Consider the following 22981-nt stretch of genomic DNA (forward strand, 5'->3'; position numbering starts at 1 on the left):
AGCGGAATTCAGCGTGCTGACCTGATTGCATTCTTACGCGTGCCGCGGCTCCCGCCCATGCTTGCGCCGGTACATGGCCTGGTCGGCAGCCTGCAGCAAGGCGCTGAAGTCGCACATCTCCGAGGGCGTCACCGTGGCCGCGCCCAGGCTGATCTCGATATCGCAGTGTTCCCAATGCGCCTGCTCCACCGCAGCCTTGATGCGTTCGGCCACCTGGAGCGCGCCGATCTCGTCGGTGTCGGGCAGGATCAGGGAAAATTCGTCGCCGCCATAACGCGCCAGGAAGTCGCTGGCGCGCAGCGGCGAACGCAGGACGCGTCCCAGTTGCGTGAGCAGGGCGTCGCCGGCCGGGTGGCCGTAGGTGTCGTTGTACTGCTTGAAGTAATCGACGTCCACCATCAGCAGCGACAAGGGGCGGGCATTGCGCAGATGACGGGTCCACTCTTCACGCAGACGCAGGTCGAAGCTGCGACGATTGCCGATGCCGGTGAGCGCATCGGTCAGTGTCTGTTGTTCCAGTTTCTGCATGGCGCGGCGCGCTTCCAGTTGACCTTCGAGCTGGCGACCCAGCTTGAGGAAGGCGTCGCGCTGGGCGGCGGTGAGCACGCGCGCTTCGCGGTCCATCACGCAGAGCGTGCCGAAGATGTCGCCGTTGGACGACACCAGCGGCACTGCGGCATAGAAGCGTACACGCGGATTGCCATTGGCCAGGGCGCTATCGCAAAAGCGCTGGTCCGCCTGCAGGTCGCTGATCTCGGTGAGCTGGCCGGGGCGTCGTGCCGCATATTCGCACAGCGAGAAGTCCACCACGGTGCGCGCCACGCCATTCTGGCCAGGGAAGCGCCACCATTGGTTGCGGCGGTCGCCACGGCCATTGACGATCGAAACGAAGGGATGCTGCATGCCGATGTCGGCGTGCAACTGGCTGACCATCCCCATGGGCATGCTGCACAGGCTGGTGGCCAGCGAGATGAAGTCCGCCAGGGTCGGCTCCAGCCAGGCGTCAGCCTGGCCGCCGGCATTGGCCAGGTCGATGCGGGAGCCGCTCAGGCCGCGCTGGGAGCGGGCGCGCTCGGGCTGGGTCGGAGGAAAAAAGTTTCGAATGGTCATGGCGCGATACGATCTTGGTCGATGGGTTCGAATTCGTCTGGACTGGGTTGGCCCTGAACAGCTTGCCGATGCAACAGTGAAGTCAGAAGTCAGGAGAACGAGCTTGCAGGTCGAGTGCCAGGCTGTTTGTTTTTCTTCTTCGTCTCAAGCACATCTTGTTGCCCTGCGACATTACGTTAGCAGATCAGGTTCCGAGACGAAGGCGTTTGGAACATCCTTTTACAATTTAGTCGCCCTCGCGCAGCAAACAATGCCAATCCGATCACAATAAAAGTACTTCGCTGATCATGCTGACAATTGGTATTTCAACAGCCACTTTTGAGCAATTGTGGAAGGGTACTTCAACGCGCACGATCAGGACATCAGACAGAGCAGTGTTTGCTTGTCAGCGCATGTCGGTATTGCGCCGCAACAGGCGACAGAATGGCGTCGCCGCAGAGCGACACAACGATGTCGCTACAGGGTGACGATTAAGGCTTGCCAAGTGCGTGCTTCGAAAATAAACTCTGCCGTTCCTTGTCTGATCCGTTCAACGTTTTTGAAAGCAGAGATGTCGACCCAGCCCAAAGCAGGCGCAGTCCTGTTCGCCAAAGATGTAGCCCGCCTCGCCGCGTTCTATGCGCAGGTGCTGGCGGTGGTTCCCAAACACGCCCATGCCGAGAAGGTGGTCATCGAGAGCGCTGATTTCCTGCTCGTGATCCACGCCATCACCGCGCCGCATGGCGACGCTGTCGAGATCAGCACGCCGCCGGTACTGCGCGAGAATGTGCCGGTCAAGCTCTTCCTTCCGGTGCGCTCGCTCAGTCATGCGCGGCTGGCCACGCAACAGATGGGCGGTGGCATGAAGAGTCCGGACGGGGAATGGAATGGTCCCGATTTCCGCGCCTGCGACGGCTACGATCCGGAAGGCAACGTAGTGCAGTTCCGCGAGGCGCTGCCGGAAGCGGCCCTGGCGACCTGAGCGTTTTCCTCTCTCCATGAAAAAAGCCGTCCGGCGCTTGCCGGACGGCTTTCTCGTTTCTGGTGGCGTGCGTGCTTACGGCAGGCTGACCTTGTAGTAGCTCTCGCGCTGCATGTCGGCCACTTCCACCGTGATCTGCACCTGGGTGTCAGCCGGCAGCGCCAGGTCTTGGCGCATGGCGGCGCCCAGCAGGTCGGAGATCTGCTTCTTGTCCTCCAGCGAGCGGCCGGTCAGGATGGCCAGACGCAGTGCGACGAAGCCGCGCTGTGCCTGCGTATCGGTGCCGACCAGGTAGTTTTGCAGGCGCACTGCGCGCGCCTTGATGGCGTTCTCTTCGAAGTGGCCGCTGGCCACCAGCGCCTGGTTCAGCTTCAGCAGTGTGGGTTGGACATCGATGGAGAGATTGCCGGTGTATTCCATGACGAGATGGGGCATGGTGATCGTAGTCCTTTTCGTTGAGCGGATAGGTCAGTGAGATGCCCTGGTAATGTAGGCCAAATCACCCGATGACGGTATAGGTGTAAATGATTAGTCTGCCAGGAAGGTCGCCAGCTTGCCCAGGTCCACATTGCCCCCGCTGATGATCACCCCCACGCGCTTGCCCTGCAACTGGTCCTTCAACTTGCGGGCCGCCGCAAAGCCCAGGCAGCCGGTGGGCTCCACCACCATCTTCATGCGCTCGGCAAAGAAGCGCATGCCGGCCACCAGTTCCTCATCGCTCACCGTATGGATGTCATCGACCAGTTCGCGGATGACGCCGAAGGTGTACTTGCCCAGGTGCTGGGTCTGGGCGCCATCGGCGATGGTCTTGGGGGTATCGATGTGCACCACCTGCCCGGCGCGCAGCGATTGCTGGCCATCATTGCCGGCTTGCGGCTCTACGCCATAGATCTTGCACGCCGGCGACAGCGCGCGCGCCGCCAGCGCCGCACCGGAGAGCAGGCCGCCCCCACCCAGGCAGACGAAGAGCGCATCCAGCGGACCGGTTTCCTGCAACAGCTCCAGCGTGGCCGTCCCCTGTCCGGCCATGACGTGGGGATGGTCGTAGGGCGGGATCAGGGTCATCTTGCGCTCGGCCGCCAGGCGCGCACCGATGGCTTCGCGGTCTTCGGTATAGCGGTCATAGGTGACCACTTCCGCACCATAGCCACGGGTGGCCGCCACCTTGGCGGCTGGCGCATCCTGGGGCATCACGATCACGGCCGGGATGCCCAGCAGTTGCGCAGCCAGCGCCGTGCCTTGCGCATGGTTGCCCGAGGAGAAGGTGATCACGCCATGCTTGCGCTGGGTCGCATCGAACTGCGTGAGCGCATTCATCGCACCACGGAACTTGAAGGCCCCCATGCGCTGGAAGTTCTCGCACTTGAAGAAGAGCTGCGCGCCCAGCTCGGTGTCGGCAGTGCGCGAGCGCAGCACGGGCGTCCTGTGCGCCCAGGGCTTGATGCGTTCGGCCGCCAGCAGGACATCGGCAAAGCTGGGCAATTCGGTGGCGCTGGAAACGGGGATCATGGTGGCATCCTTGGTGAGGTGGGAAGAAGGGGCAGAGCGGGGAAGCAAAAACAGGCTACAAAATCGTCAGCGTAGCCTCATTCTTTATCGTCGTTGTAGACGGTCGCGCGGGAGACGCCCAGGTGCGCGGCTACGATCTCGGCAGCGCGCCGCACATCCAGGCCGCCGTTCTGGCGCAGCTCGCGCATGAGTGCCCGGCGTTCCTCGGTCTTGAGGCTGCGCGGTGTGGTCGAGAGGCGGGCGGCAAAGGCATCGATGTGGTTGCGCAGGGCGTCGGCGCCGGCCGGCTCCAGCGACTCGGCCACGCGCACTGCGCCATCGGTGTGGCCGAACTGGTTGAGCATGCCCTGCAAGGCGCCGAAGAGTGTGAGGTCGATGTTCAGGCACAGCGCCGCCACGTACTTGCCATCGACATCCTTGATGCCGATGGAGGTGCTCTTGGTCTGGCGGCCATCGGGCAAGGTGTTGGCGTAGTTGCTCAGCACTTGCGGATAGCTCTCGTCGGCGATGCGGGCCAGTCCCAGTTCGGTGGTAGGGTCGCCCACTTCGCGCCCGGACAGGTTGTTGTACAGGGCGACGACGGAGTGATCGGCATGGCGCAGATCATGCAGCACGACTTCGCAGAAGGGGGCAAACGTGTCGCCCAGACCCTGGGCGATCTGTTGAAGCTGTGACAGCAACAGGGCGTGGTCGGGACGATCGGGGACGCGTTTCTTGCGGGGGCGGGATTTCATTTTAGACACTTTATCTAAAATTAGACATTTCGTCTAGATTGGGGAATGCCCTTTTCCCTGGCGCCTCTGTGAGAGCCGCCGAACCCGCGCAAGAGAAATCAGCGCTGACTCATTCGGTGTTTTCCTTGCCCTTGGCTGGCTTGGGATAGACCTTGAGCACATCGATAGGCTGCGCGTAGACCGAATTCCAGGTCTGCTCATGCAGGCTCGCCACGCGTTGCGCCATGGCGGCGTTGTGCAGCACCACTTCCAGGTTGCGCGAGTTGTCCAGGTAGCCGCCGGCCCAGTTGCTGGTGCCAATCCAGGCGAGCTGGCCATCGATGCTCATGGCCTTGGTGTGGATGACCCGCGCGAATGGAATGAAGCCGCTGCTGGCCTGCGGCAGGGTGACGATGCGGATCTCCACATTGGGCAGCAGGGCCAGGCTCTGCAGATAGCGGATCGCCGGGGCCTCGGTGTTCCAGTTCGACACCATCAGCTTGATCTTCACGCCCCGCGTGGCCGCTGCGCGCAGGGCGTCGTCGATCACCGCGTAATAGGGCCGGGTGTGGTTGAGGCCATAGGAGAGCGGTGCATAGTCCAGCAGCTGCACCCGGATCTCGCGTTGCGCCTGTCCGATCAGGCGCACCAGTTCGCTCTGCGAGTCGCCCACGCCCGGCGGGTTGAAGGCGTTCGGGCTGGCCACCAGGTAGTTGCCGCGCGCCACATCGGCCGCCACCACATCGTGGTTGGTCACGGCCGGTGTCTGGCCGGCGGCGATGGCCGCCTGCGCGGCCCAGTCGATCTCGAAGATGGCTTGCACCTGCGCGGCCACGGTCGGGTCGGTGATCTTCAGTCCGGTCTCGTGGATGTGCGAGAACGAGCGCCAGTCGAAGTTCTGGCTGCCCACATAGGCGCTCTGGCCATCGACCACGAAGTACTTGGCATGGATGATGCCGTTGCCGGTCATGCGGGAATAGTCGATCTGCCGGAACGCCAGGTTGGGAATGCGCTTGAGCCTGTCGATGGTGGCCGGCACCGAGGCGAACTCGCCCTTCTTTTCCATCAGGAAGCGGATCTTCACGCCGCGTCTTCCGGCCGCCTCCAGATGCGCCATGATGTCGTCGAGCGCCTCGCCGTCCTGCCCAGCCACGTAGAACTGGCCGAACACGATCTCGTGCTGCGCGGCGTCGAACATCTCTTTCCATACCAGCGCAGCATCGCGCAGGTCGGGGGTGGCCAGGGTGGTTTCGCGCGGCACCGTATGGACCAGTTCGAAACCAGGGATGCTGAACTCGGCATGGGCGGAGCCGGCCAGCCCAAGGGCGGCGCCGATGACTGCCGCAAGGCGGATGAGGAAACGGCGAGGAGCAGGTGTCATGGTGTTGGCGATGTAACAGTGAGGGCTTGCTCAGGCGATGTGCAGCTTGCTTTGCGGCTGCGGATTCACGCGGCCGACGCAGGCGCGCAGCATCAATACCTTTAGGTGATCGTTGATGCGCTCGATGCGCTCCTGGAACAGGTTGAAGAAGAACATGCCGACCACCGCAATACCGATGCCCAGCGCCGTCGCATACAAGGCCGTGCCGATGCCCTGCGACACCTGGCCGGGATCGGAGACGCCCGAGACCGCCAGCGCCTTGAAGGTATCGATGATGCCCAGGATGGTGCCCAACAGACCCAGCAAGGGTGCGGCCGTGACAATGGTATCGAGGATCCACAGACGCTGCTGCACTTCGCCGCGCTTGGCAATGTAGACCGATTCGCTGAAGTCTTCCAGGTCCTTCTCGGTGGTCAGATGATGCTTCTCGGCCAGGATGTCCGAGACCAGCGCCAGCGGCAGGCTGGGGCGGGCCGTCAGTGCGGCCGGCAGTTCCTTGAGGTGCTGGACGGCGTGGGTCATGGCGCGCTCCAGGCCGGTCGCCTGGCGCATGGTGTAGCCGAAGAACAGCCCGCGTTCGACGATGACGAAGATGGCCAGGGCCGCGCAGGCATACATCAGGTAGAAAGCCAGTTCGTGGAGTAATTGCATGTTCATGCTTGCCTCTCTTGCAGTGAGGGCGGCGCGCCTTGCAGGGCGCGCCGCCCGGTTCAGACCGCGATCAGAAATCCGCAGTCAGGGTGACGGTGAAGGTGCGCGGGGCGCCGATGTAGAGCGATGGATCGGTGCCAGGGATGCCGTTGACCGCCACTGCGTTGGTGGTGAACTGGCTGCCGCTGCCGCCGTTGAGGTTGAGGTACTGCTTGTCGAAGAGGTTGTAGACGTTCAGCCGCACCGTCGGCTTCTTGAGCCAGGTGGTGGAGGCGAAGGTCATCCCCGCGCCGGCGTTGAACAGGGTATAGCCGCCCAGCGCATCGTCGTTGACCAGCGTGGTGTAGCGGCGGCCGGTGTACTTGGCCTGGCCGAACACGTACCAGCCGTCCTGCTGGTATTGCAGCGACAGGCCCGACAGCCAGTTCGGCGTATCCGGGAATTCCTTGCCGGAGGTGGGCAGGAACTGGGTCGAGCTGTTGCGCAGGTCCTGCTTCATCTTGCTCTTGATGTAGGACAGCGAACCATACATCGACAGGTTGCGCGTGAAGGCATAGCCGCTTTCCAGCTCCATGCCGTGCGAGGTGGCGTCGCCGACGTTGTAGTCGGTCTTGTTGCCGGTGTCCGGGTTGTAGGCGCTGGCGATGCGGTTGTGATAATCGATGTAGAACAGCGATGCCGAGGCCATCCACTTCTCGGTGTTGTAGCGATAGCCGAGGTCGTAGTTCCAGGAAGTTTCCTTGTCCACCGGGACCTCGCGCTGGGTGGCGCCGACCAGTTGGCCGTTGACGATGGTGCCGCCCGAGAGCAGGCCGAAGTAGGAGAAGTTGCCCGGCGCCTTGAAGTTCTTGGCGGCATTGAAGAAGACCGATTGCGCGTCATCCAGCTGGAAACGCACACCCAGGCTGGGCAGGAAGTCGGCGTAGTTCTTCTTGACCTTGTAGAAGCCGGCGCTGGCATTGTTGGCGGCGCCGGAACTGGGGTAGTTGGTGAAGTCGCGGTCGATCGAGGAGTAACGACCGCCGACTTGCACGTTGAGCTTGTCGTTCATCATGCTGATGCTGTCCTGCAGGAAGATCGACTGGGCCGTGCTCACGGTCAGGGTGTCGCGGTATTGCAGGATGGAGCCATCGGCATTGCGCAGCCACAGGTCGGAGTTGTCCTGCCACAGGTTGGCGATGTTGCCGTTGTTGTCCACACGGCTGAAGGGACCGGTCTGCTGGTGGCGCGCGCGTTCGACCCAGTAGCCGGCCAGGAGGCGATGGTTGTCCATCTGCTGGTTGAACTTGAAGGTCACGCCAGGACGGTAGGTGCGGGTGCGGCTGCCCTGGTAGGCGTAGACGGTATCGAGGCGGTCGCCATCGCCGTTGATGTCGGCTGCGCCGCCACCCACCTGGCTGGCCCCGGCCACGCCGCCTTCACGCACGGTCTGCAGTTGATTGGCACCGGTGCCGAAGCCGTACCAGAAGTAGGGGTCGATATCGAGGCTGGCGGTCGGGCTCAGCTGGAAGTGCGCATTGATGGTGCCCAGCCAGTTCTCGAAGGGATTGAGGTTGTAGGCGTAGTAGCCATTGGCGGCAATGTTGGCCGCCACGTTGGGCGCATAGGTGGTGTCGTTCTGGGCCGTACCGCCGACGGCCGGCTGGTGCTGTGGCGCAATGCTGCCGAAGTCGGCATTGCGGCCCAGCTGGGCGATCTGGGTCTTGGTCAGCGAGCGGTAGTTGTTGTTGAGCTGGCGGTTGTAGAGCAGGTTGGCGTTGATGAAGCTGCCCTGGCCGAGGTCGAAGTTGGTGCCGATGTCGACGTGATCCTTGATGGCGCCGCCCGGTCCCTTGAACTTGTCGGCGGTGGTCTTGGAATAGGAGATGAAGAATTTGAAGCGGTTGTCCAGCAGCTTGCCGGAGTCGAAGCGCACATAGCGCTTCCAGAGGCTGTTGGAGCCGAAGGCATTGGTCACGCGGATGCGCTGCTGATCTTCCGGGGCGCAGAAGGCCATGCCGATATTGCCGCCGCTGGCGCCTACGTGCGGGGCTTCGGTATCGGTCGATCCCTGGGTCACGAAGACATCGCACAGGTTCTCGGGATCGGTGTATTGCTGCGGATAGACCGCGAAGCTGCCCGAATCATTGACCGGCGCGCCGTTGATGGTGAAGCCCAGCTGGTCGCTGTTGAAACCGCGCACCCGGATGTTGCCGCCAAACAGGCCCGAACCGTCGTTGTCGTAGGTGTTCACGCCCGGCAGCAGGTTGATCATCTGGTAGGGATTGCTGGTGGGCGATTGCTTTTCCATGTATTCACGGTTGACCGAGCTGCGCGCCTTGGGCGAATCCTCCGCCTGGATCAGGCCGGTGGCGGCGGCCGTGCCGGCGCTGGCGCTGCCGCCGCCTTGCACGGTCACGGTGCCGACGTTCGTGGTGGTCTGGGCCAAGGCCGGTGCGCCCGCGATGAAGAGCCCGGATATCAGCAAGGACAGCCGGGTGAGTTTGCATTGCATGTCGTGTTCCCCTGGGTATGTTGGACTACGTGTTGACATCGTTGCGCCTGGAGCGCGGAGCTCTGCCGAGTTCCACTTGCACTTCAGACGGGTATGAAATCCAGATCAGCGGTAAAGCGGTGCGTGCTCTCGCCCTTGTAGGTGTCGTCCGGAAAGGGGGCGAAGGCGGCGCGGTTGATGGTCTTGCGGGCGGCGTCATCGAGCAGCATGGAATTGGACGAGCTCTCGATGCCGCTATCGACCACGCTGCCATCGCGCCTGAGCACGAACCACACGCGCACCTTGCCTTGCGGGCGCAGCGTGCTGGCTTCGCGCCCCGTGGGGTAGCGCTTGATGCTGTTGAGATGCGCGCGCAGCTGGCCCACATAGGTCTGTTCGATGTTGGCGGTGTTGACTGGCGGCGGCGCTGGCGGCGCCACTGGCGCGGCCTGTACCGGCGGTGCGGCGGGCGTGCTGGGCGGGGCCGGCACGACCGGTGCGTTGGCCGAGGGTGGTGCAGGGTCCACGGGTGCAGGGGTCTGCTTGACCGGCGCTGGCTTGGCGACGGGCCGGGGCGCTTCCTGCTTCTTCGGCGGCTCCACCGGTTTGGGTGGCGGCTCCACTTGCGGCTTGGGCTGCGGTGGCGGGGGCGGCGGCAATTCCATCAGCGCGATCTGCACCGGTTGTGGATCTTCCTTGCGCTTGAGTTCGGTGGCCTTCTGTACGCCGGCGATGATCAGCACCGCCAGCACCACCAGCGAGGGCAAGGTCGCCAGCGGTTCGCGGAAACGGAAGAGGAGGGGCAGGTTCATCATCACGGCTTGCGGGTGGCGATCGAGATGGAATCGAAGCCGCCCTTCTTGAGCGTATCCATCACATCGACCAGGCGTTGCACTTCCACGCCGCGGTCGCTGTTGATGATGAGATTGAGCTTCTCGCCCTCGTGGCGCAGCTTGTCCAGGCGGGCGGTGAGCGCATCCAGGGTGGTGTTCTCGCCATCGACCTGGATCACCTCATCCTTGGCAATGGTGATGACCGCCTTGGTCTGCGGTTTCAGGTCCTGGGCGGTGGACGAGCTGGGCAGCTGCGTCTTCAGGCCCAGGGCCGGAATCACGTTCAGGCTGATCAGCACGAAGAAGACCAGCAGGAACATCATCACATCGATCATCGGGATGATCTCGACGCGGGCCTTCCGTTTCTTGGGTTCGTCCCAACTGCGCATGCCACACTCCTCGAAGCTTCGTTATACGATTTGTAGCGCTATAGTTTTTATAGCGATGCGCAGCGTAGCGAGGAAATGTGTCGTGCGTATTACACCATGCAGGTTGAGGTTAAGCGGCGTGAAGAATGTGTTGCCGGCAACGACCTATGCAAGGGCCACTGCAGCGGTGGGTGACGCCAGGCGGCGACAGCGCCTGGCGTGGCGTTCAGGGACGTGGCAGCGGCAGGCGCGGCAGCAGCGACAGCAAGAGCTTGCAGAGATAGACCACGATCAGCGAGCCCGAGAGGTCGCCGATGGACATGACGATGAGGCCGCTCCAGAAATCCGGATAGACCCCGCGCATGACGAACCAGATCAGCTGGAGCAGGGGATTGGAGAGCGCGTAGAGCAGGATGCAGGCCATCAGCCGGGTGGTGTTGAGATTGCTCAGGTTGCGCCCCAGGTCCAGGCCCGAGAGCGTGAGCCGGTAGGCCAGGTAGGGCGCGCCCGCCGAGATCAGGCAGTAGCCGGCCACCGCAATGGGGTCGTGCGGAAACAGATGGTAGGTCGCCGCCGTGGCCAGCGAACCGATCAGCAGGCCCACGCAGCCGGCTTCGGCAAAGAGCAGGGTGCAGATCAGGCGCACCCCGGCGGGCAGGTAGATCCAGGCGATGCCCTCGGTGAACTGGGTGCGCCGGAACAGCCATTCGTTGATGGAATAGAACAGGAAATAGCACAGCGCCGTGCCGGCAGCGGCGGCCAGGTGGGTGCGCAGGGCGGAGCGGAATTCGGACGAGGCTTGCATGGCGGGAGGGGGGTGACATGCTCAACGGCGCGTATGTTGCCCCGCATGTTACCCATTAAGCAGGGGCGCTGCACCTCAACAATTTTCATCAGTGTGGCGCGCTGGCCTCGCCAATCGGCGCGCAAACGCTTCTGGCGCAGATATTGCAGGCCGGCATGGCGGCAAGGATTGCATTCTCAGGCCGGCCCGGCGTATGATTCGCTATCAATTCTGGAACAATGAGCGGGCGCGGGAGTTACGCTGGCGGTACGTTCCTGATGGGTACCACAACAACCAACACCATCGCCATATGGGTAAAAACAAGCGGCCGGCAGATATCTACCTGCGATTTCTGCAACTGGCCGAAGCACTACGGGGATTGCCTGCATTACCGTCGCTGGATCCGCTCGAAGACCGGATCCTGGCCTTCATCGCCCGTGCCGGGCAGGAACAGCAACGGTTGTCGGTGCGCGACCTGATGGCGCAGAGCGAATTCGGCTCGCCGGCGATGCTGCATACTCGCCTGAAATCCATGCGCGAGAAAGGCTGGATCGTGCTGGCCGATACCGAAGACCCGCGCCGCAAGCAGGTCGAGCTGAGCCAGGCGGCCTGGCTGCATTTCGACAAGCTCTCCAAGTGCCTGGTGCAGGCCACGCGCGACAAGTAATCCAAGGATCCCAGGCCATCACCCTGCAGCCGCCAGCGCGGCTGTCATCGCCACGACACACCGGTCCGCTACACTCGGCGCCTTTGCTGCGCCGCCCGGTGCGCCGTGCAGTCCATTGTCCGAGGTGGTTCCGATGCGACGGCTTTTACGCTTTCCTTCCTGTCTTGCTACTGTCCTGCCGCTGCTGGCGCTCTGGCTGGTTGGCGCCCCCCGCCCGGCCATGGCGGCCGACCCGCACAAGCTGTGGGAAATCACCAGCCAGCAATGCGTTCCCCATATGCAAGCCAGCGGCCAGCCGCAACCTTGCGCCATGGTCGACCTGGCGCGCGGCTTCGTCATCCTCAAGGATCTGGTGGGCCCGGCGCAGTACCTGCTCATGCCGACGCGCCGCCTGACCGGCATCGAGAGTCCCGAGCTGCTGGAGCCGCAGGCGCCCAACTACTGGGCCTACGCCTGGCAGCAGCGCGCACGGGTGGCGCAGACCCTGGGCCGTGCGCTCAGCGATGAACAGTTGGGGGTGGAAGTCAATTCGGCGGCCGGACGTTCGCAGTTGCACCTGCATCTGCACATCGACTGCATGCGCCGCGATGTCGCCGCCAGCCTGGCCGCCCATCGTGATGATCCCCTACAGCAATGGCGACCCTGGCATTTCGAGGGGCATCGCTACTGGGTGATGCGCTTGCCCGCCGAGGCGCTGGCACAGCACGATCCCTTCAAGCTGGCCGCCGCCCGCAGCGCCTATGCTGCAGCCAACATGGCCTCGCAATCGCTGCTGCTGACCGGTGCGCGCTTTGCCGATGGCGGCAGTGGTTTCTTCCTGGTCAACATGCCGGTCAACTTCGACCTGCAGGAGCAGGGCAGCGCCGAAGTGCTGATGGATCACGACTGCCGCTGGTAAGCCTGCGCCGTCATTCGGCGAATTCGCGTACCAGCGTATCGAACACCAGCCGCAGGCGCGGCGGCACCGGTCCGCGTTGCGGGCGGTAGAGGTACATGTCCCAGGGATCGGGTTCGTGGTCGGTCATGACCGGCACCAGGCGGCCGGCGGCGATGTCGTCCTCGCACAGGAAACCGGCGATCTGGCCGATGGCCACGCCACTTCTCACCAACAAATATTCGCCCTCGGAATCATCGCAGAGGAAGCGGGCATGATCGGCCATCCATTGGTTCTCTTGCGCGAAGAGCCAAGGCCAGGGCCGGCCCGTGCCCCGGTCCAGCATGGCGGTACAGGGTAGTGCACGCAGGGCTTCGGTGTCTTCCGGGGTGCCATGGCGGCGCAGGAAGCGCGGCGTGGCCACCACGTAGAAGCGTACCTTGCCCAGACGCCGCACCACGAACCGATTATCTGGTACGGTGCCCACGCGGATGCCGATGTCGATCTTTTCTCCCACCACGTCGGCGCGCTGATCGGTCAGGCGCAGGTCGAAGCGCAAGCCGGGATGCGCCTGCGCCAATCGTTCGACGATGGGCAAGAGGCGGCTGCGTCCCAGCGACGACGGTGCGGCCAGGCGCACCAGTCCGCTCATCTCGTCGGCCGGGCTGGCAGTATCCGTCTCAAAGAGTCCGTCCAGATCGCGCAAGCTGGCCCGGGCGCGTTCGGCCAGGGCCTCGCCGAAACTGGTGATGCGCACCTGGCGTGTATTGCGGTGGAACAGCATCTCGCCCTGGAGGCGCTCCAGTTCCTGGATGGCGCGGGTGACTGCCTGCGGTGAAATGCCGAGCCGGATGGCGGCGTCCTTGAAGCTGCCGGTATCGGCGGCAGCGCAGAAGATGCGCAGCATCTCCAGTCGGTTGAGCATGATGATTCCTGAAAATGGAATTCTGTAATCTTATCATTTCCATTGTTTGGCATAGTGGCGCCACCCATAATCCTTCCATCGACACGCAGCAACCGCAAGCCAACCCCCATCACTGGAAAGGATTCATCATGAGCAACAACATCAAGGACAAAGTCGTCGTCATCACCGGCGCCAGCAGCGGCCTGGGCGAAACCACCGCACGCCACCTGGCTTCCCTCGGTGCCAAGCTGGTACTGGGTGCACGCCGCACCGAGCGTCTGGAGAAGCTGGTGGCTGACATCACCGCCGCCGGTGGCCAGGCCATCGCCGTGACCACCGACGTGGCGCGCCGCGACGATGTGGAAGCCCTGGTCGCCAAAGGCGAGCAGCACTTCGGCCGCATCGACGTGCTGGTCAACAATGCCGGCATCATGCCGCTGGCTCCGATGGCCAAGCTCAAGGTCGAGGAGTGGGACCGCATGATCGACGTCAACGTCAAGGGCGTGCTCTATGGGGTCGCCGCCGCACTGCCGCGCTTTGCTGCGCAGAGCTCGGGCCACATCATCAATGTGTCGTCGGTGGCGGGCATCAAGGTCTTCGCCGGCATGGGTACCGTCTACAGCGCCACCAAGTTCGCCGTGCGCGCCCTGACCGAAGGCCTGCGCACCGAAGCACCGGACGGTGTGCGCACCACCATCATCTCCCCGGGGGCGGTGGATTCCGAACTGAAGACCCACAGCAGCGACAAGGAAACCTCGGAAGCCCTGCTGGCCTGGTATGAGGCCAACCAGATTCCGTCCGATTCGGTGGCGCGCGCCATTGCCTATGCCATCGAGCAACCGGCGAATGTGGATATCAGCGAAGTGGTGCTGCGCCCGGTGGCGCAGGAATTCTAAGTTTTCCACAGCCGTTTTCAGCCAGTGCGATCTGACGGCACCGCCGGGCAGCCCTGCCTGGCGGTGCCTTTTTTCGTTGGGTTGTCATGCTGTCATTGCCGAATCGGTAATGATTTCACGGCGGCATGTTGTTTGCTTCAAACGCCGCCATGACGCCGTGCAGACAAGCACGGTGCTTTTCTATATGATTGCCGGCCCAAAAAGAAGGAGTGATCGATGGCGAACGCGTGCGGTGTGGATTTCGGCACCTCCAATTCCACGGTCGGCTGGCTGCGTCCGGACGCCCCGGATTCCCTGCTGCTGCCGCTGGAAGACGGCAAGGCCACGCTGCCATCGGTAGTGTTCTTCAACGCCGACGAGAACCAGTTCAGTTATGGCCGCGCCGGCCTGGGCGATTACCTGGCAGGCTATGAAGGCCGCCTGATGCGCTCGCTCAAGAGCCTGCTGGGTTCCGGGGCCATCGACGGCCAGACCGAGGTGGGCGGTCGCGCCTTGCCCTATCGCGGTCTGCTGTCGCAGTTCATTGGTGAGCTGAAGATGCGCGCTCAGCGCGCCGCCGGAACGTCCTTCTCCAGCGTGGTGCTGGGGCGCCCCGTGCACTTCGTCGATGACGATGACCAGGCCGACCAGCTGGCCCAGGACACGCTGGAGCAGATCGCGCGCGATGTCGGCTTCAAGGACATTGCCTTCCAGTTCGAACCCATCGCCGCCGCCTTCGACTATGAATCGCGCATCGACCGGGAAGAGCTGGTGCTGATCGTCGACATCGGCGGCGGCACCTCCGATTTCTCGCTGGTGCGGCTCTCGCCGCAGCGCGCCCAGCGTGCCGAGCGGCGCGACGACATCCTCGCCAATGGCGGCGTCCACATCGGCGGCACCGATTTCGACAAGTATTTCAGCCTGTCCTGCGTGATGCCTTTGCTGGGCCTGGGTGGGCGCTTGCAGGGCAATGCCGAGATCCCCTCCAGCTATTACTTCAACCTGGCCACCTGGCACACCATCAACCAGCTCTACACGCGCAAGGTATGGCAACAGTTGCAGGACGTCGGCCGCGAAGTGGCCGACCGCGAGCGCTTTGCGCGCCTCCTGGATGTGGTCGAGCAGCGCTGCGGCCACTGGCTGGCCTTGCAGGTGGAAGCCGGCAAGATCGCCCTGTCCTCCGCCGACCAGACCCTGCTGGACCTGGAGCGCCTGCGCAATCCCGAGCAACTGTCGCTGCAGCGCCGCGACTTCGATCTCGCGGTCGAGCACCTGGTGCAGTCGGTCGAACAGACCGTGCTGTCCTTGCTCAAAGAAGCCGGGCTGGGGCCTGACGACATCGACAGCGTCTTCTTCACTGGCGGTTCCAGCGGCGTGCGCCTGCTGCGCGAACGCATCGGCGCGCTCGCCCCGCAGGCCCGGCATGTGGAAGGCGACCTGTTCGGCAGCATCGGCAGCGGTCTTGCCATCGACGCGGCGCGCAAGTTCGGCTGATTCCCGCTGCTACAGCATCGCCAGCGGCTGCTTGCGGCGCGGCGGAGCGAAGGCCTCGTCCAGGATCTTGAGGTCGGCGGCGCTCAGGCTGATGTCGAGGCTGGCGCGGTTGGCCTGGACGTGCGCCACATCAGCGGCCTTGGGAATGGCCACCACGCCCGGCTGGCGCAGCACCCACGCCAGCGCGATCTGCGCCGGCGTCACCCGGTGCGCCTGCGCCAGCGCCGTCAAGGCCGGATGCTTCAGGATGCGGCCCTGTTCGATGGGCGAGTAGGCCATCACCGCGATGTGCGCTTGCTGTGCCTGCGGCAGCAGGTCGTATTCGATGCCTCGGCGCGAGAGGTTGTAGAGCACCTGGTTGCACAGGTAGTGCTCGCCATGCGGTTCCTCCAGCAAGTCATCGATGTCGTCGGTGTCGAAATTGCTCACCCCCCAGCCACCGATCTTGCCCTGTGACACCAGCGTCTCCATGCCTTCGATGGTCGCAGCGAGCGGATGCGCACCGCGCCAGTGCAGCAGGTAGAGGTCGATGCGGTCCGTTCCCAGTCGCTTGAGACTGGCTTCGCAGGCAGCGATCGTGCCGCGCTTGCTGGCATTGTGCGGCAATACCTTGCTGACCAGATAGACCTGGTCGCGCCGCCCCGCAATGGCCTTGGCCACGATGCGCTCGGCGCCGCCCTCGGCGTACATCTCGGCCGTATCGATGAGGCTCATGCCCAGGTCCAGCCCGGCTTGCAGGGCGCGCACCTCGGCGTTGGCCTGAGCCGGCGACTCTCCCATGTTCCAGGTGCCCTGGCCCAGGATCGGGACGGACTGGCCATTGCGCAGGCTCAAGAGCGGGATGGATTGCATGCAGGATCTCCGGTGGGTGGTCGGGCAATCATTAGACCGCATTTCCGCCGACGCTTCATCCTGCAGCGCAAGGCGGCCCATGATGCCGCACGGAAACTGTGTCGCTCCCGCCCGCGCCGCAATTGTGGCGGCGCGCAACAACTGGCATGATCGCAGTCAAGAAAAAATCCGGGGGAAACATGCTGCGACGTTTGCGAACTGCCTTTGCCACTTACTGGGCGCGCTGGCTGCTGGCGCTGGTGCTGACCGGCCTGGCCACGGCCCAGGTGATGGCGCTGCTGCCCAATCGTCTGGTCGAGCGCATGGACCTGTTCTTCTACGACCTGCGCATGCGGGTGGCCCAGCCGGACCTGGACCCGCGCATCGTCATCGTCGACATCGATGAAAAAAGCATCGCCGAACTCGGCCGCTGGCCCTGGAGCCGCGATGTGATTGCGCAGCTGGTGCGGCAGATGACCCAGACCTACCAGGCGCAGTCGGTGGGCTTCGACGTGGTCTTCGCCGAGCCCGATACCAGCTCCGGTTATGGCCGTCTGGCACAGCTGGCCGACGGTCCCCTGAAGGACGTGCCGCAATTTGCGCGCCAACTGCAGGCCTTGAAGCCGCAGATGGATTACGACGCCCGGCTGGCCGAGGCCTTGCGTGGGCAGCCCGTGGTGATGGGCTACAACCTCTCCAATGAAGCCGGCGCCATCGCCAAGGGCCAGTTGCCGCCGCCGGCCTTCTCGGTGGCCGACCTCGGCGGACGGGCGCTGGATGTGACCCACTGGCGCGCCTACGGCGCCAACCTGCCGCAGTTGCAGGCCGCCGCGCGCGCCGGCGGTTTCTTCAATCCGGTGCCGGACGACGATGGCCTCATCCGCGCCGTTCCCTTGATGGCCCAGGTGGGCGAGCACTTCTATGAATCGCTGGCGCTGGCCACCGCACGGGTGGCGTTGGATGGCCGCCGCATCAAGCCCATCTTCCTGCAGCGCCAGGACGTGCTCTTCGAAGGCCAGTTGCGCGACTATGGCGCGCTGGCCGGGATCGCCGTGGAGACGCGGCCGCAACCGCTCTTCATCCCGGTGGAGCGGCATCTGACCACGCTGGTGAGCTATCGCGGCAAGGGCGGCCCCAACGGCGGCGCTTTCCGCTACGTGCCGGCGGTGGATGTCATTCGCGGCACCTATCCGCACGCCCAGCTCGATGGCCGCATCATGCTGGTGGGCACCACCGTGCCGGGCTTGAATGACTTGCGCGCGACCCCGGTCAATCCGGTCTATCCGGGCGTGGAGATCCATGCCAACCTGATCGCCTCCATCATCGATGGCGACTTCAAGGCGCGGCCCGACTTTGCCGTCGGCTACGACCTCTTGCAGGTGCTGGCCGTGGGGGTGCTGCTGGGGTTGCTGCTGCCCATGCTGGGCCCCTTGTGGTCCATCGTCCTGACGCTGGCCACGGCCGCCGGGCTGGGCGGACTCAACTTCTGGCTCTACGACAGCGCCGGCATGGTGTTGCCGCTGGCCACGGCCTTGTTGCTGGTGGCGTCGCTGTTCATCTGCAACCTCGGCTGGGGCTATTTGTTCGAGTACCGCAACCGCAAGGCCATCGTCAACCTGTTCGGGGAATACGTCGCCCCGGAGCTGGTGGCCGAGATGGCGGCCAACCCCGCCAGCTACAACATGGAAGGCGAGATCCGCGAGCTGACCGTGATGTTTTCCGATGTGCGCGGCTTCACCACCATTTCCGAGAGCTTGCAGCCCAATGAGTTGCGCGAGTACATCAATGTCTACCTGACAGCCATGTCCGAAGACATCCGCGGCAATCGCGGCACGCTCGACAAGTACATCGGCGACGCCGTCATGGCCTTCTGGGGCGCACCGCTGGCGCTGCCCGACCACGCCGCGCGCGCCGTGGCCACGGCGCTGAAGATGCAGCAGACCGCGCTGGCCCTCAACGAGGAATTCGCCCGTCGCAACTGGCCGCCCTTGAAGATAGGCATCGGCCTCAATACCGGCCAGATGCGCGTGGGCGATATGGGTTCGCGCATCCGCAAGGCCTACACCGTCATGGGGGACGCCGTCAATCTGTCCTCGCGGCTGGAGTCCATTACCAAGGTCTATGGCGTGGGCGTGCTGGTGGGCGCGGCCACGCGCGAGGCCGCGCCGCAGTTCGCCTACCGCGAGCTGGACCGGGTGCGGGTGAAGGGCAAGCATGAGCCGGTGCCGATCTACGAGCCCCTGGCGCTGGAGCAGGAACTCGATGCCGGCCTGCGCGAGGAAGTGGCGCAGTGGCATGCGGCGCTGGCGCTGGTGCGGGCTCAGCAATGGGATGCGGCGCAGGCTGCGCTGCACGCCTTGCAGGCGGCCCAGGCGCGCGGGCTGTATGCGCTCTACCTGGAGCGCATTGCCCACTATCGGGAGAGCCCGCCGCCTGCGGATTGGGATGGCGTCACGACGTTCGAGACCAAGTGAGTCCTGGGGGCAGGCCGCCCTGTACATTGCCTTCAACTGCCTTCGATTTTGCGGAAAATCACAAGCTAGAAAGCAATCACCGAGCGAAATCAGGGTTTTATTCGGCTTTTTCCTTCGCCTGGCCTGGTGCATTATTCTCGCGAGGGTGCGGCCGCACCTGAGTCAATGTTGCCGATTTGCAATTCCCTGCTTGGTCAGGAAGAGCGGTGAAGACCAAGGGTGGGGCGGGCAGGACGGTTGGCGCCGTGTTGCTTGCCGGAATTGGGGTTGATCAACCGTAAAGGTATAATCAAACGACAACTATGAATCGGTATTAAGTCAGTCTGCGGCCCGCAGGGAGGCCGCCATTCCCCGGTCACCCATCTTCCCCGGATTCGGACGCGCCTGAGCCTATCTGCGCATTGCGAGCGGGGTTTTTTGCAAGTGACGACGGCCGACCCATCACTCCTCAGTCAGCTTGACACTGGTAACGCAGCAGTATCGACTTTTTGAGAATTTCTGCACTACGCAAGCGGATTCGTGGCGGCAGCAGTTATTTCTAATTTCTAAAGTGAGCCTCTGCGCTATGGCTTCGTGTGCCATTTTCGAAAGGGCAATTTGATGGATGCGCTATTTGTAACTCCGGATTCTTCAGTACAAGCCTACCAAGGTCTGGCGAAGGTCTATTCGGCCATTGAACCTCCGACCTGGTCGCTGCTGCTGGCCGAGTCCTGCCGGGCAAAAGGGCATGAGGTGGCCATTCTTGATTGCGATGCGGAAAGGCTGACGCTGGAGCAGTCGCTGGTCAGGATCGAAAGCCTCAAGCCGCGGCTGGTGGTGCTGGTGGTCTACGGCCAGAATCCGAATTCCGGAACCACCAGCATGATCGGTGCCCTGGCGCTGGCCAAGGCCATCAAGAAAGCGCAGCTTGATACCAAGGTCTGCTTCGTCGGCTCGCATACCAGCGCATTGCCGATGGAAGTGTTGTCGCATGATTGCGTGGATATCGTCCTGCTCAACGAGGGCGTCTATGCGCTGCATAACCTGCTCAAGAGCAATCTGGCCGATGACCTGGCCCAGATCAAGGGCATCGGCTACAAGAAGCAGGGACCGGCGGGCTTTGCCATGCCCACGCTCAATGCGCCCCAGTCTATCGTTCCGCAAGAGCGCATGGATGAGGACTTGCCAGGCTATGCCTGGGATCTGCTGCCTTACCGCGAAAAGCCGCTCGATCTGTATCGCGCCCATTTCTGGCACGCCGAGTTCAGTCACGAAAAACGTACCCCCTTCGCGGCCATCTACACCTCGCTGGGATGCTCGTTCGGCTGCGATTTCTGCATGATCAATATCGTCAATCGGGTCGACAGCAGTGATGGCGTGAGCGCGGCGCAATCCCGCGGCATGCGTTTCTGGAGCCCGGCCTGGGTGGCCAGGCAGATGCGCAAGCTGGCCGACCTGGGCGTGCGCACGCTGCGGATCAGCGATGAGATGTTCTTCCTCAACCGCAAGTACTACACCCCCATCCTCCAGCAAGCCATCGATGAGGATTTCGGCTTCAACATGTGGACCTACTCGCGCGTGGACACGGTGCGGCGTGATGCGCTCGAACTGTTCAAGCGCGCCGGTGTGAACTGGCTGGCGCTGGGTGTGGAGGCGGGCAACCAGATGGTGCGCCAGGAAGTCTCCAAGGGTTCCTTCAAGGAAGTCAACATCCGCGATGTCTGCAAGGTCATCAATGACGCCGACATCAACATCATCAGCAATTACATCTTCGGTTTCCCCGACGACACGCGCGAGACCATGCAGGAGACGCTCGATCTGGCCCTGGAACTGAATACCGAAATGGCCAACATGTATCCCTGCCAGGCATTGCCGGGCAGCCCCATGTACTACACTGCCAAGAAGAATGGCTGGGCCCTGCCGGATTCCTACGAAGGCTACGCCTTCCTTTCCTATGAGAGCCAGCCCCTGCCGACCAAGTACATGAGTGCGGCAGAGGTATTGAAATTCCGCGATGAGGCCTGGCGCACCTACTTCACCAATCCCGATTACCTGAGTCTGGTGGAGCGCCGCTTCGGCGAGCAGGAGAGGAAGAACGTCGAGGACATGACCAGCATCCGCCTCAAGCGCAAGCTGCTGGGAGATTGATTGTCAGCATCGCGCCAGGGTCAGCCATCCCGAGTGCTCGCTGAGCTGGCTGCCGTACTCCATTCACCTCTGTCTGTGCCACATCGTCACAGCATGCTTATCAAAGGAGGACGAACATGAAGAATGATTTCGTCGATTTACGCGCCAAGGCGCACTGGGTATGGCGCGAGACGCTAGCCATCCACCGCCGTGCGCCGGAGACGCGCCTGGCGTCTTCGCTGTCGTCCATCGATATTTTCGTGGCGCTGTATTACGGCGGCGTCCTGCGTTTCAACCCCGCCGATCCGCGCGATGCTGGCCGCGACCGTTGCGTCATCAGCAAGGGCCATGGCTCCATCTGCATGTATCCCATCCTGGCCGACCTGGGTTATTTCCCGATGGAAGAGCTGCAGCATGTCTGCGAGGCAGGCAGCTTCCTCGGCGGCATTCCCGACCCCGTCATTCCCGGTTACGAGACCGTCAATGGTTCGCTCGGCCATGGCCTGGGCGTGGCCACCGGCATGGCGCTGGGCCTCAAGCGCAGTGGCAGCGACCGCAGCGTCTTCGTGGTGGCCGGCGACGGTGAGCTCCATGAGGGCGCCAACTGGGAAGCCATCATGTTTGCTTCCCAGCACAAACTGGACAACCTGCATCTCATCGTCGATGACAACCGCATCAGCATGCTGGGCTACACCGAGGATATCGTCTCGCACGGTGAGCTGGCCACGCGCCTGAGCGCCTTCGGCTGGGACTGCATGGAGGTCGATGGCCACGATGTGCTGGCCGTGCAGGCCGCCCTGCTGCAACAGAAGGCGCATGCCGCCGGCAAGCCCAAGGCCATCATTGCCAGAACCCTGAAAGGCCATGGTGTTCCGGGTCTGGAAAACGCGCCGCTTTCCCACATCATCAACCCCAAGCCGGAGCTGATCGACGACTTGCTGGAGAAGAATCGATGACTATCAAACCAATGGCCATGCGCGACGCCTTGCTCCAGCGCATCTGGAGCGCGATGGCCGAAGACAGGCAGATCTTTTTCACCTGCGCCGACTTCGGTTCGCCGGTGCTCGACAAGATCCGCGCGGACTTCCCGGACCGTTTCGTCAACGTCGGCATTGCCGAGCAGAACCTGATCAACGTCTCTGCCGGCCTGGCGCTGGAGGGCTACAAGGTCTTCGCCTACGCGATTGCGCCGTTCATCACCATGCGCTGCTATGAGCAGGTCCGGGTGAGCCTGGCATTGTTGTCCGAGGTCCGTCCGATGAACGTCAACCTCATCGGTGTGGGTGCCGGTTACAGTTACGTCGTGTCCGGTCCCACCCATCAGTGTTACGAAGACATCACGCTCATGCGCGCCTTGCCCAATTTTCAGGTGCTCTCTGCGGCCGATCATGTCACCGCCGCTGCGTTCTTCGATACCTGCAGCAATAGCATGGGTCCCAAGTACCTGCGTTTCGATGCGCAAGTGCTGCCGGTGATCTACGGTGACGGCGCTCCCGATCTCGCCCAGGGTTTCCACATCCACCGGCGCGGCGGCAAGATCGGTCTGGTCGCCACCGGCTACATGCTGCACACCGCCCTGCAGGCAGCCGAGGTGCTGGCTGCCGAAGGCATCGAGGTCGGTGTCATCGACCTGTTCGATCTGGCCCGCTTCTCGGCCGACGCCTTGCAGGAGACGCTGCAGTCGTACGCCGGCATTGCCACGCTGGAAGAAGGTTTCCGCGGGCGCGGCGGGATGGATTCCATGCTCTTCGAATTCATCGCCCGACGCGGTCTGCAGACCAGGATGCTCAATATCGGCGTGGATGGTGTCTATCGCTTCGAACTGGGCACCCGCACCGAGCTGCATGAAGAGGTCGGTATCGGTCCCCAGGCGGTGCTCACCAGCATCCGCGAGTTCGCTGCGTCCATTGCCAGTTGAGCCGGCAGGCGTCCAGCGTTTTTTTGACAGTAACTTAACCAGATCGAGGAATACA

21 protein-coding genes are annotated in these 22981 nt (G+C 63.2%); 9 read left to right on the plus strand and 12 right to left on the minus strand.

The genetic code is table 11. The annotated features are described in order from the left end of the window. Positions 1-33 precede the first annotated feature (33 nt). Positions 34-1110 (minus strand): GGDEF domain-containing protein, encoded by a 1077-nt coding sequence (locus ACP92_RS01405; RefSeq protein ID WP_013232332.1) that lies wholly within the window; start codon positions 1108-1110, stop codon positions 34-36. A 550-nt stretch (positions 1111-1660) separates the two neighbouring features. On the opposite strand from ACP92_RS01405, the gene ACP92_RS01410 reads away from it, so the two are divergent. Further along, positions 1661-2071, plus strand: coding sequence for a VOC family protein (locus tag ACP92_RS01410; protein WP_041310001.1), 411 nt, complete (start codon positions 1661-1663; stop codon positions 2069-2071). Positions 2072-2146: 75 nt separating this feature from the next. Here the strand turns inward: ACP92_RS01410 and ACP92_RS01415 are convergent, their stop codons facing one another. The 9 genes from ACP92_RS01415 to ACP92_RS01455 form a co-directional block, all read right to left on the minus strand. Further along, positions 2147-2506, minus strand: a complete 360-nt coding sequence (locus ACP92_RS01415) for a 5-carboxymethyl-2-hydroxymuconate Delta-isomerase (RefSeq protein WP_013232334.1) — start codon at positions 2504-2506, stop codon at positions 2147-2149. A 93-nt stretch (positions 2507-2599) separates the two neighbouring features. Beyond that, positions 2600-3580 carry a threo-3-hydroxy-L-aspartate ammonia-lyase gene (locus ACP92_RS01420; protein ID WP_013232335.1) on the minus strand — a complete coding sequence of 327 codons (981 nt, stop codon included), beginning with the start codon at positions 3578-3580 and terminating at the stop codon, positions 2600-2602. A 77-nt stretch (positions 3581-3657) separates the two neighbouring features. Continuing rightward, positions 3658-4314 (minus strand): helix-turn-helix transcriptional regulator, encoded by a 657-nt coding sequence (locus ACP92_RS01425; RefSeq protein WP_013232336.1) that lies wholly within the window; start codon positions 4312-4314, stop codon positions 3658-3660. A gap of 109 nt (positions 4315-4423) precedes the next feature. Beyond that, complete coding sequence (locus ACP92_RS01430; RefSeq protein ID WP_013232337.1) at positions 4424-5674, minus strand: phospholipase D-like domain-containing protein; 1251 nt, start codon at positions 5672-5674, stop codon at positions 4424-4426. A gap of 30 nt (positions 5675-5704) precedes the next feature. Beyond that, positions 5705-6331: a MotA/TolQ/ExbB proton channel family protein gene (locus ACP92_RS01435; protein WP_013232338.1), complete on the minus strand. Its 627-nt coding sequence runs from the start codon at positions 6329-6331 to the stop codon at positions 5705-5707. Between the two features lie 64 nt (positions 6332-6395). Continuing rightward, positions 6396-8819 (minus strand): TonB-dependent receptor, encoded by a 2424-nt coding sequence (locus ACP92_RS01440; RefSeq protein ID WP_013232339.1) that lies wholly within the window; start codon positions 8817-8819, stop codon positions 6396-6398. Between the two features lie 83 nt (positions 8820-8902). Further along, positions 8903-9613: an energy transducer TonB gene (locus tag ACP92_RS01445; protein ID WP_013232340.1), complete on the minus strand. Its 711-nt coding sequence runs from the start codon at positions 9611-9613 to the stop codon at positions 8903-8905. Then, complete coding sequence (locus tag ACP92_RS01450; RefSeq protein ID WP_013232341.1) at positions 9613-10020, minus strand: ExbD/TolR family protein; 408 nt, start codon at positions 10018-10020, stop codon at positions 9613-9615. The genes ACP92_RS01445 and ACP92_RS01450 overlap by 1 nt, the downstream gene beginning before the upstream one ends. A 205-nt stretch (positions 10021-10225) precedes the next feature. Continuing rightward, positions 10226-10804 carry a hypothetical protein gene (locus ACP92_RS01455; protein WP_013232342.1) on the minus strand — a complete coding sequence of 193 codons (579 nt, stop codon included), beginning with the start codon at positions 10802-10804 and terminating at the stop codon, positions 10226-10228. A 289-nt stretch (positions 10805-11093) separates the two neighbouring features. Between ACP92_RS01455 and ACP92_RS01460 the strand changes: the two genes are divergently transcribed. Then, a complete protein-coding gene (locus ACP92_RS01460; RefSeq protein WP_013232343.1) occupies positions 11094-11450 on the plus strand; it encodes a MarR family transcriptional regulator in 357 nt (118 codons plus the stop codon). Positions 11451-11583: 133 nt separating this feature from the next. Then, the gene (locus ACP92_RS01465) at positions 11584-12348 is read left to right on the plus strand and encodes a CDP-diacylglycerol diphosphatase (protein WP_013232344.1); all 765 of its coding nucleotides are present in this window, start codon (positions 11584-11586) and stop codon (positions 12346-12348) included. A 10-nt stretch (positions 12349-12358) separates the two neighbouring features. Here the strand turns inward: ACP92_RS01465 and ACP92_RS01470 are convergent, their stop codons facing one another. After that, positions 12359-13249, minus strand: a complete 891-nt coding sequence (locus tag ACP92_RS01470; protein ID WP_013232345.1) for a LysR family transcriptional regulator — start codon at positions 13247-13249, stop codon at positions 12359-12361. Positions 13250-13377: 128 nt separating this feature from the next. On the opposite strand from ACP92_RS01470, the gene ACP92_RS01475 reads away from it, so the two are divergent. Together ACP92_RS01475 and ACP92_RS01480 are read left to right on the plus strand one after the other, a co-directional pair. Beyond that, a complete protein-coding gene (locus ACP92_RS01475) occupies positions 13378-14124 on the plus strand; it encodes an SDR family oxidoreductase (RefSeq protein ID WP_013232346.1) in 747 nt (248 codons plus the stop codon). A 216-nt stretch (positions 14125-14340) separates the two neighbouring features. Beyond that, complete coding sequence (locus ACP92_RS01480) at positions 14341-15597, plus strand: Hsp70 family protein (RefSeq protein ID WP_013232347.1); 1257 nt, start codon at positions 14341-14343, stop codon at positions 15595-15597. Positions 15598-15606: 9 nt separating this feature from the next. Here the strand turns inward: ACP92_RS01480 and ACP92_RS01485 are convergent, their stop codons facing one another. After that, positions 15607-16449 carry an aldo/keto reductase gene (locus tag ACP92_RS01485; RefSeq protein WP_013232348.1) on the minus strand — a complete coding sequence of 281 codons (843 nt, stop codon included), beginning with the start codon at positions 16447-16449 and terminating at the stop codon, positions 15607-15609. A 179-nt stretch (positions 16450-16628) separates the two neighbouring features. Here ACP92_RS01485 and ACP92_RS01490 point away from each other — a divergent pair, with 179 nt between their 5' ends. The 4 genes from ACP92_RS01490 (at position 16629) to ACP92_RS01505 (ending at position 22926) form a co-directional block, all read left to right on the plus strand. Then, positions 16629-18902, plus strand: a complete 2274-nt coding sequence (locus ACP92_RS01490) for a CHASE2 domain-containing protein (RefSeq protein ID WP_013232349.1) — start codon at positions 16629-16631, stop codon at positions 18900-18902. 600 nt (positions 18903-19502) lie between these two features. Continuing rightward, positions 19503-21029 carry a B12-binding domain-containing radical SAM protein gene (locus ACP92_RS01495; protein WP_013232350.1) on the plus strand — a complete coding sequence of 509 codons (1527 nt, stop codon included), beginning with the start codon at positions 19503-19505 and terminating at the stop codon, positions 21027-21029. 116 nt (positions 21030-21145) lie between these two features. Further along, positions 21146-21964 (plus strand): transketolase, encoded by an 819-nt coding sequence (locus ACP92_RS01500; RefSeq protein ID WP_013232351.1) that lies wholly within the window; start codon positions 21146-21148, stop codon positions 21962-21964. After that, complete coding sequence (locus tag ACP92_RS01505) at positions 21961-22926, plus strand: transketolase family protein (protein ID WP_013232352.1); 966 nt, start codon at positions 21961-21963, stop codon at positions 22924-22926. The genes ACP92_RS01500 and ACP92_RS01505 overlap by 4 nt, the downstream gene beginning before the upstream one ends. The last annotated feature ends 55 nt before the right edge of the window (positions 22927-22981 follow it).

Origin of the sequence: Herbaspirillum seropedicae (assembly GCF_001040945.1) — a bacterium.
In the GTDB taxonomy this organism is placed as follows: Bacteria; Pseudomonadota; Gammaproteobacteria; order Burkholderiales; family Burkholderiaceae_D; genus Herbaspirillum; species Herbaspirillum seropedicae.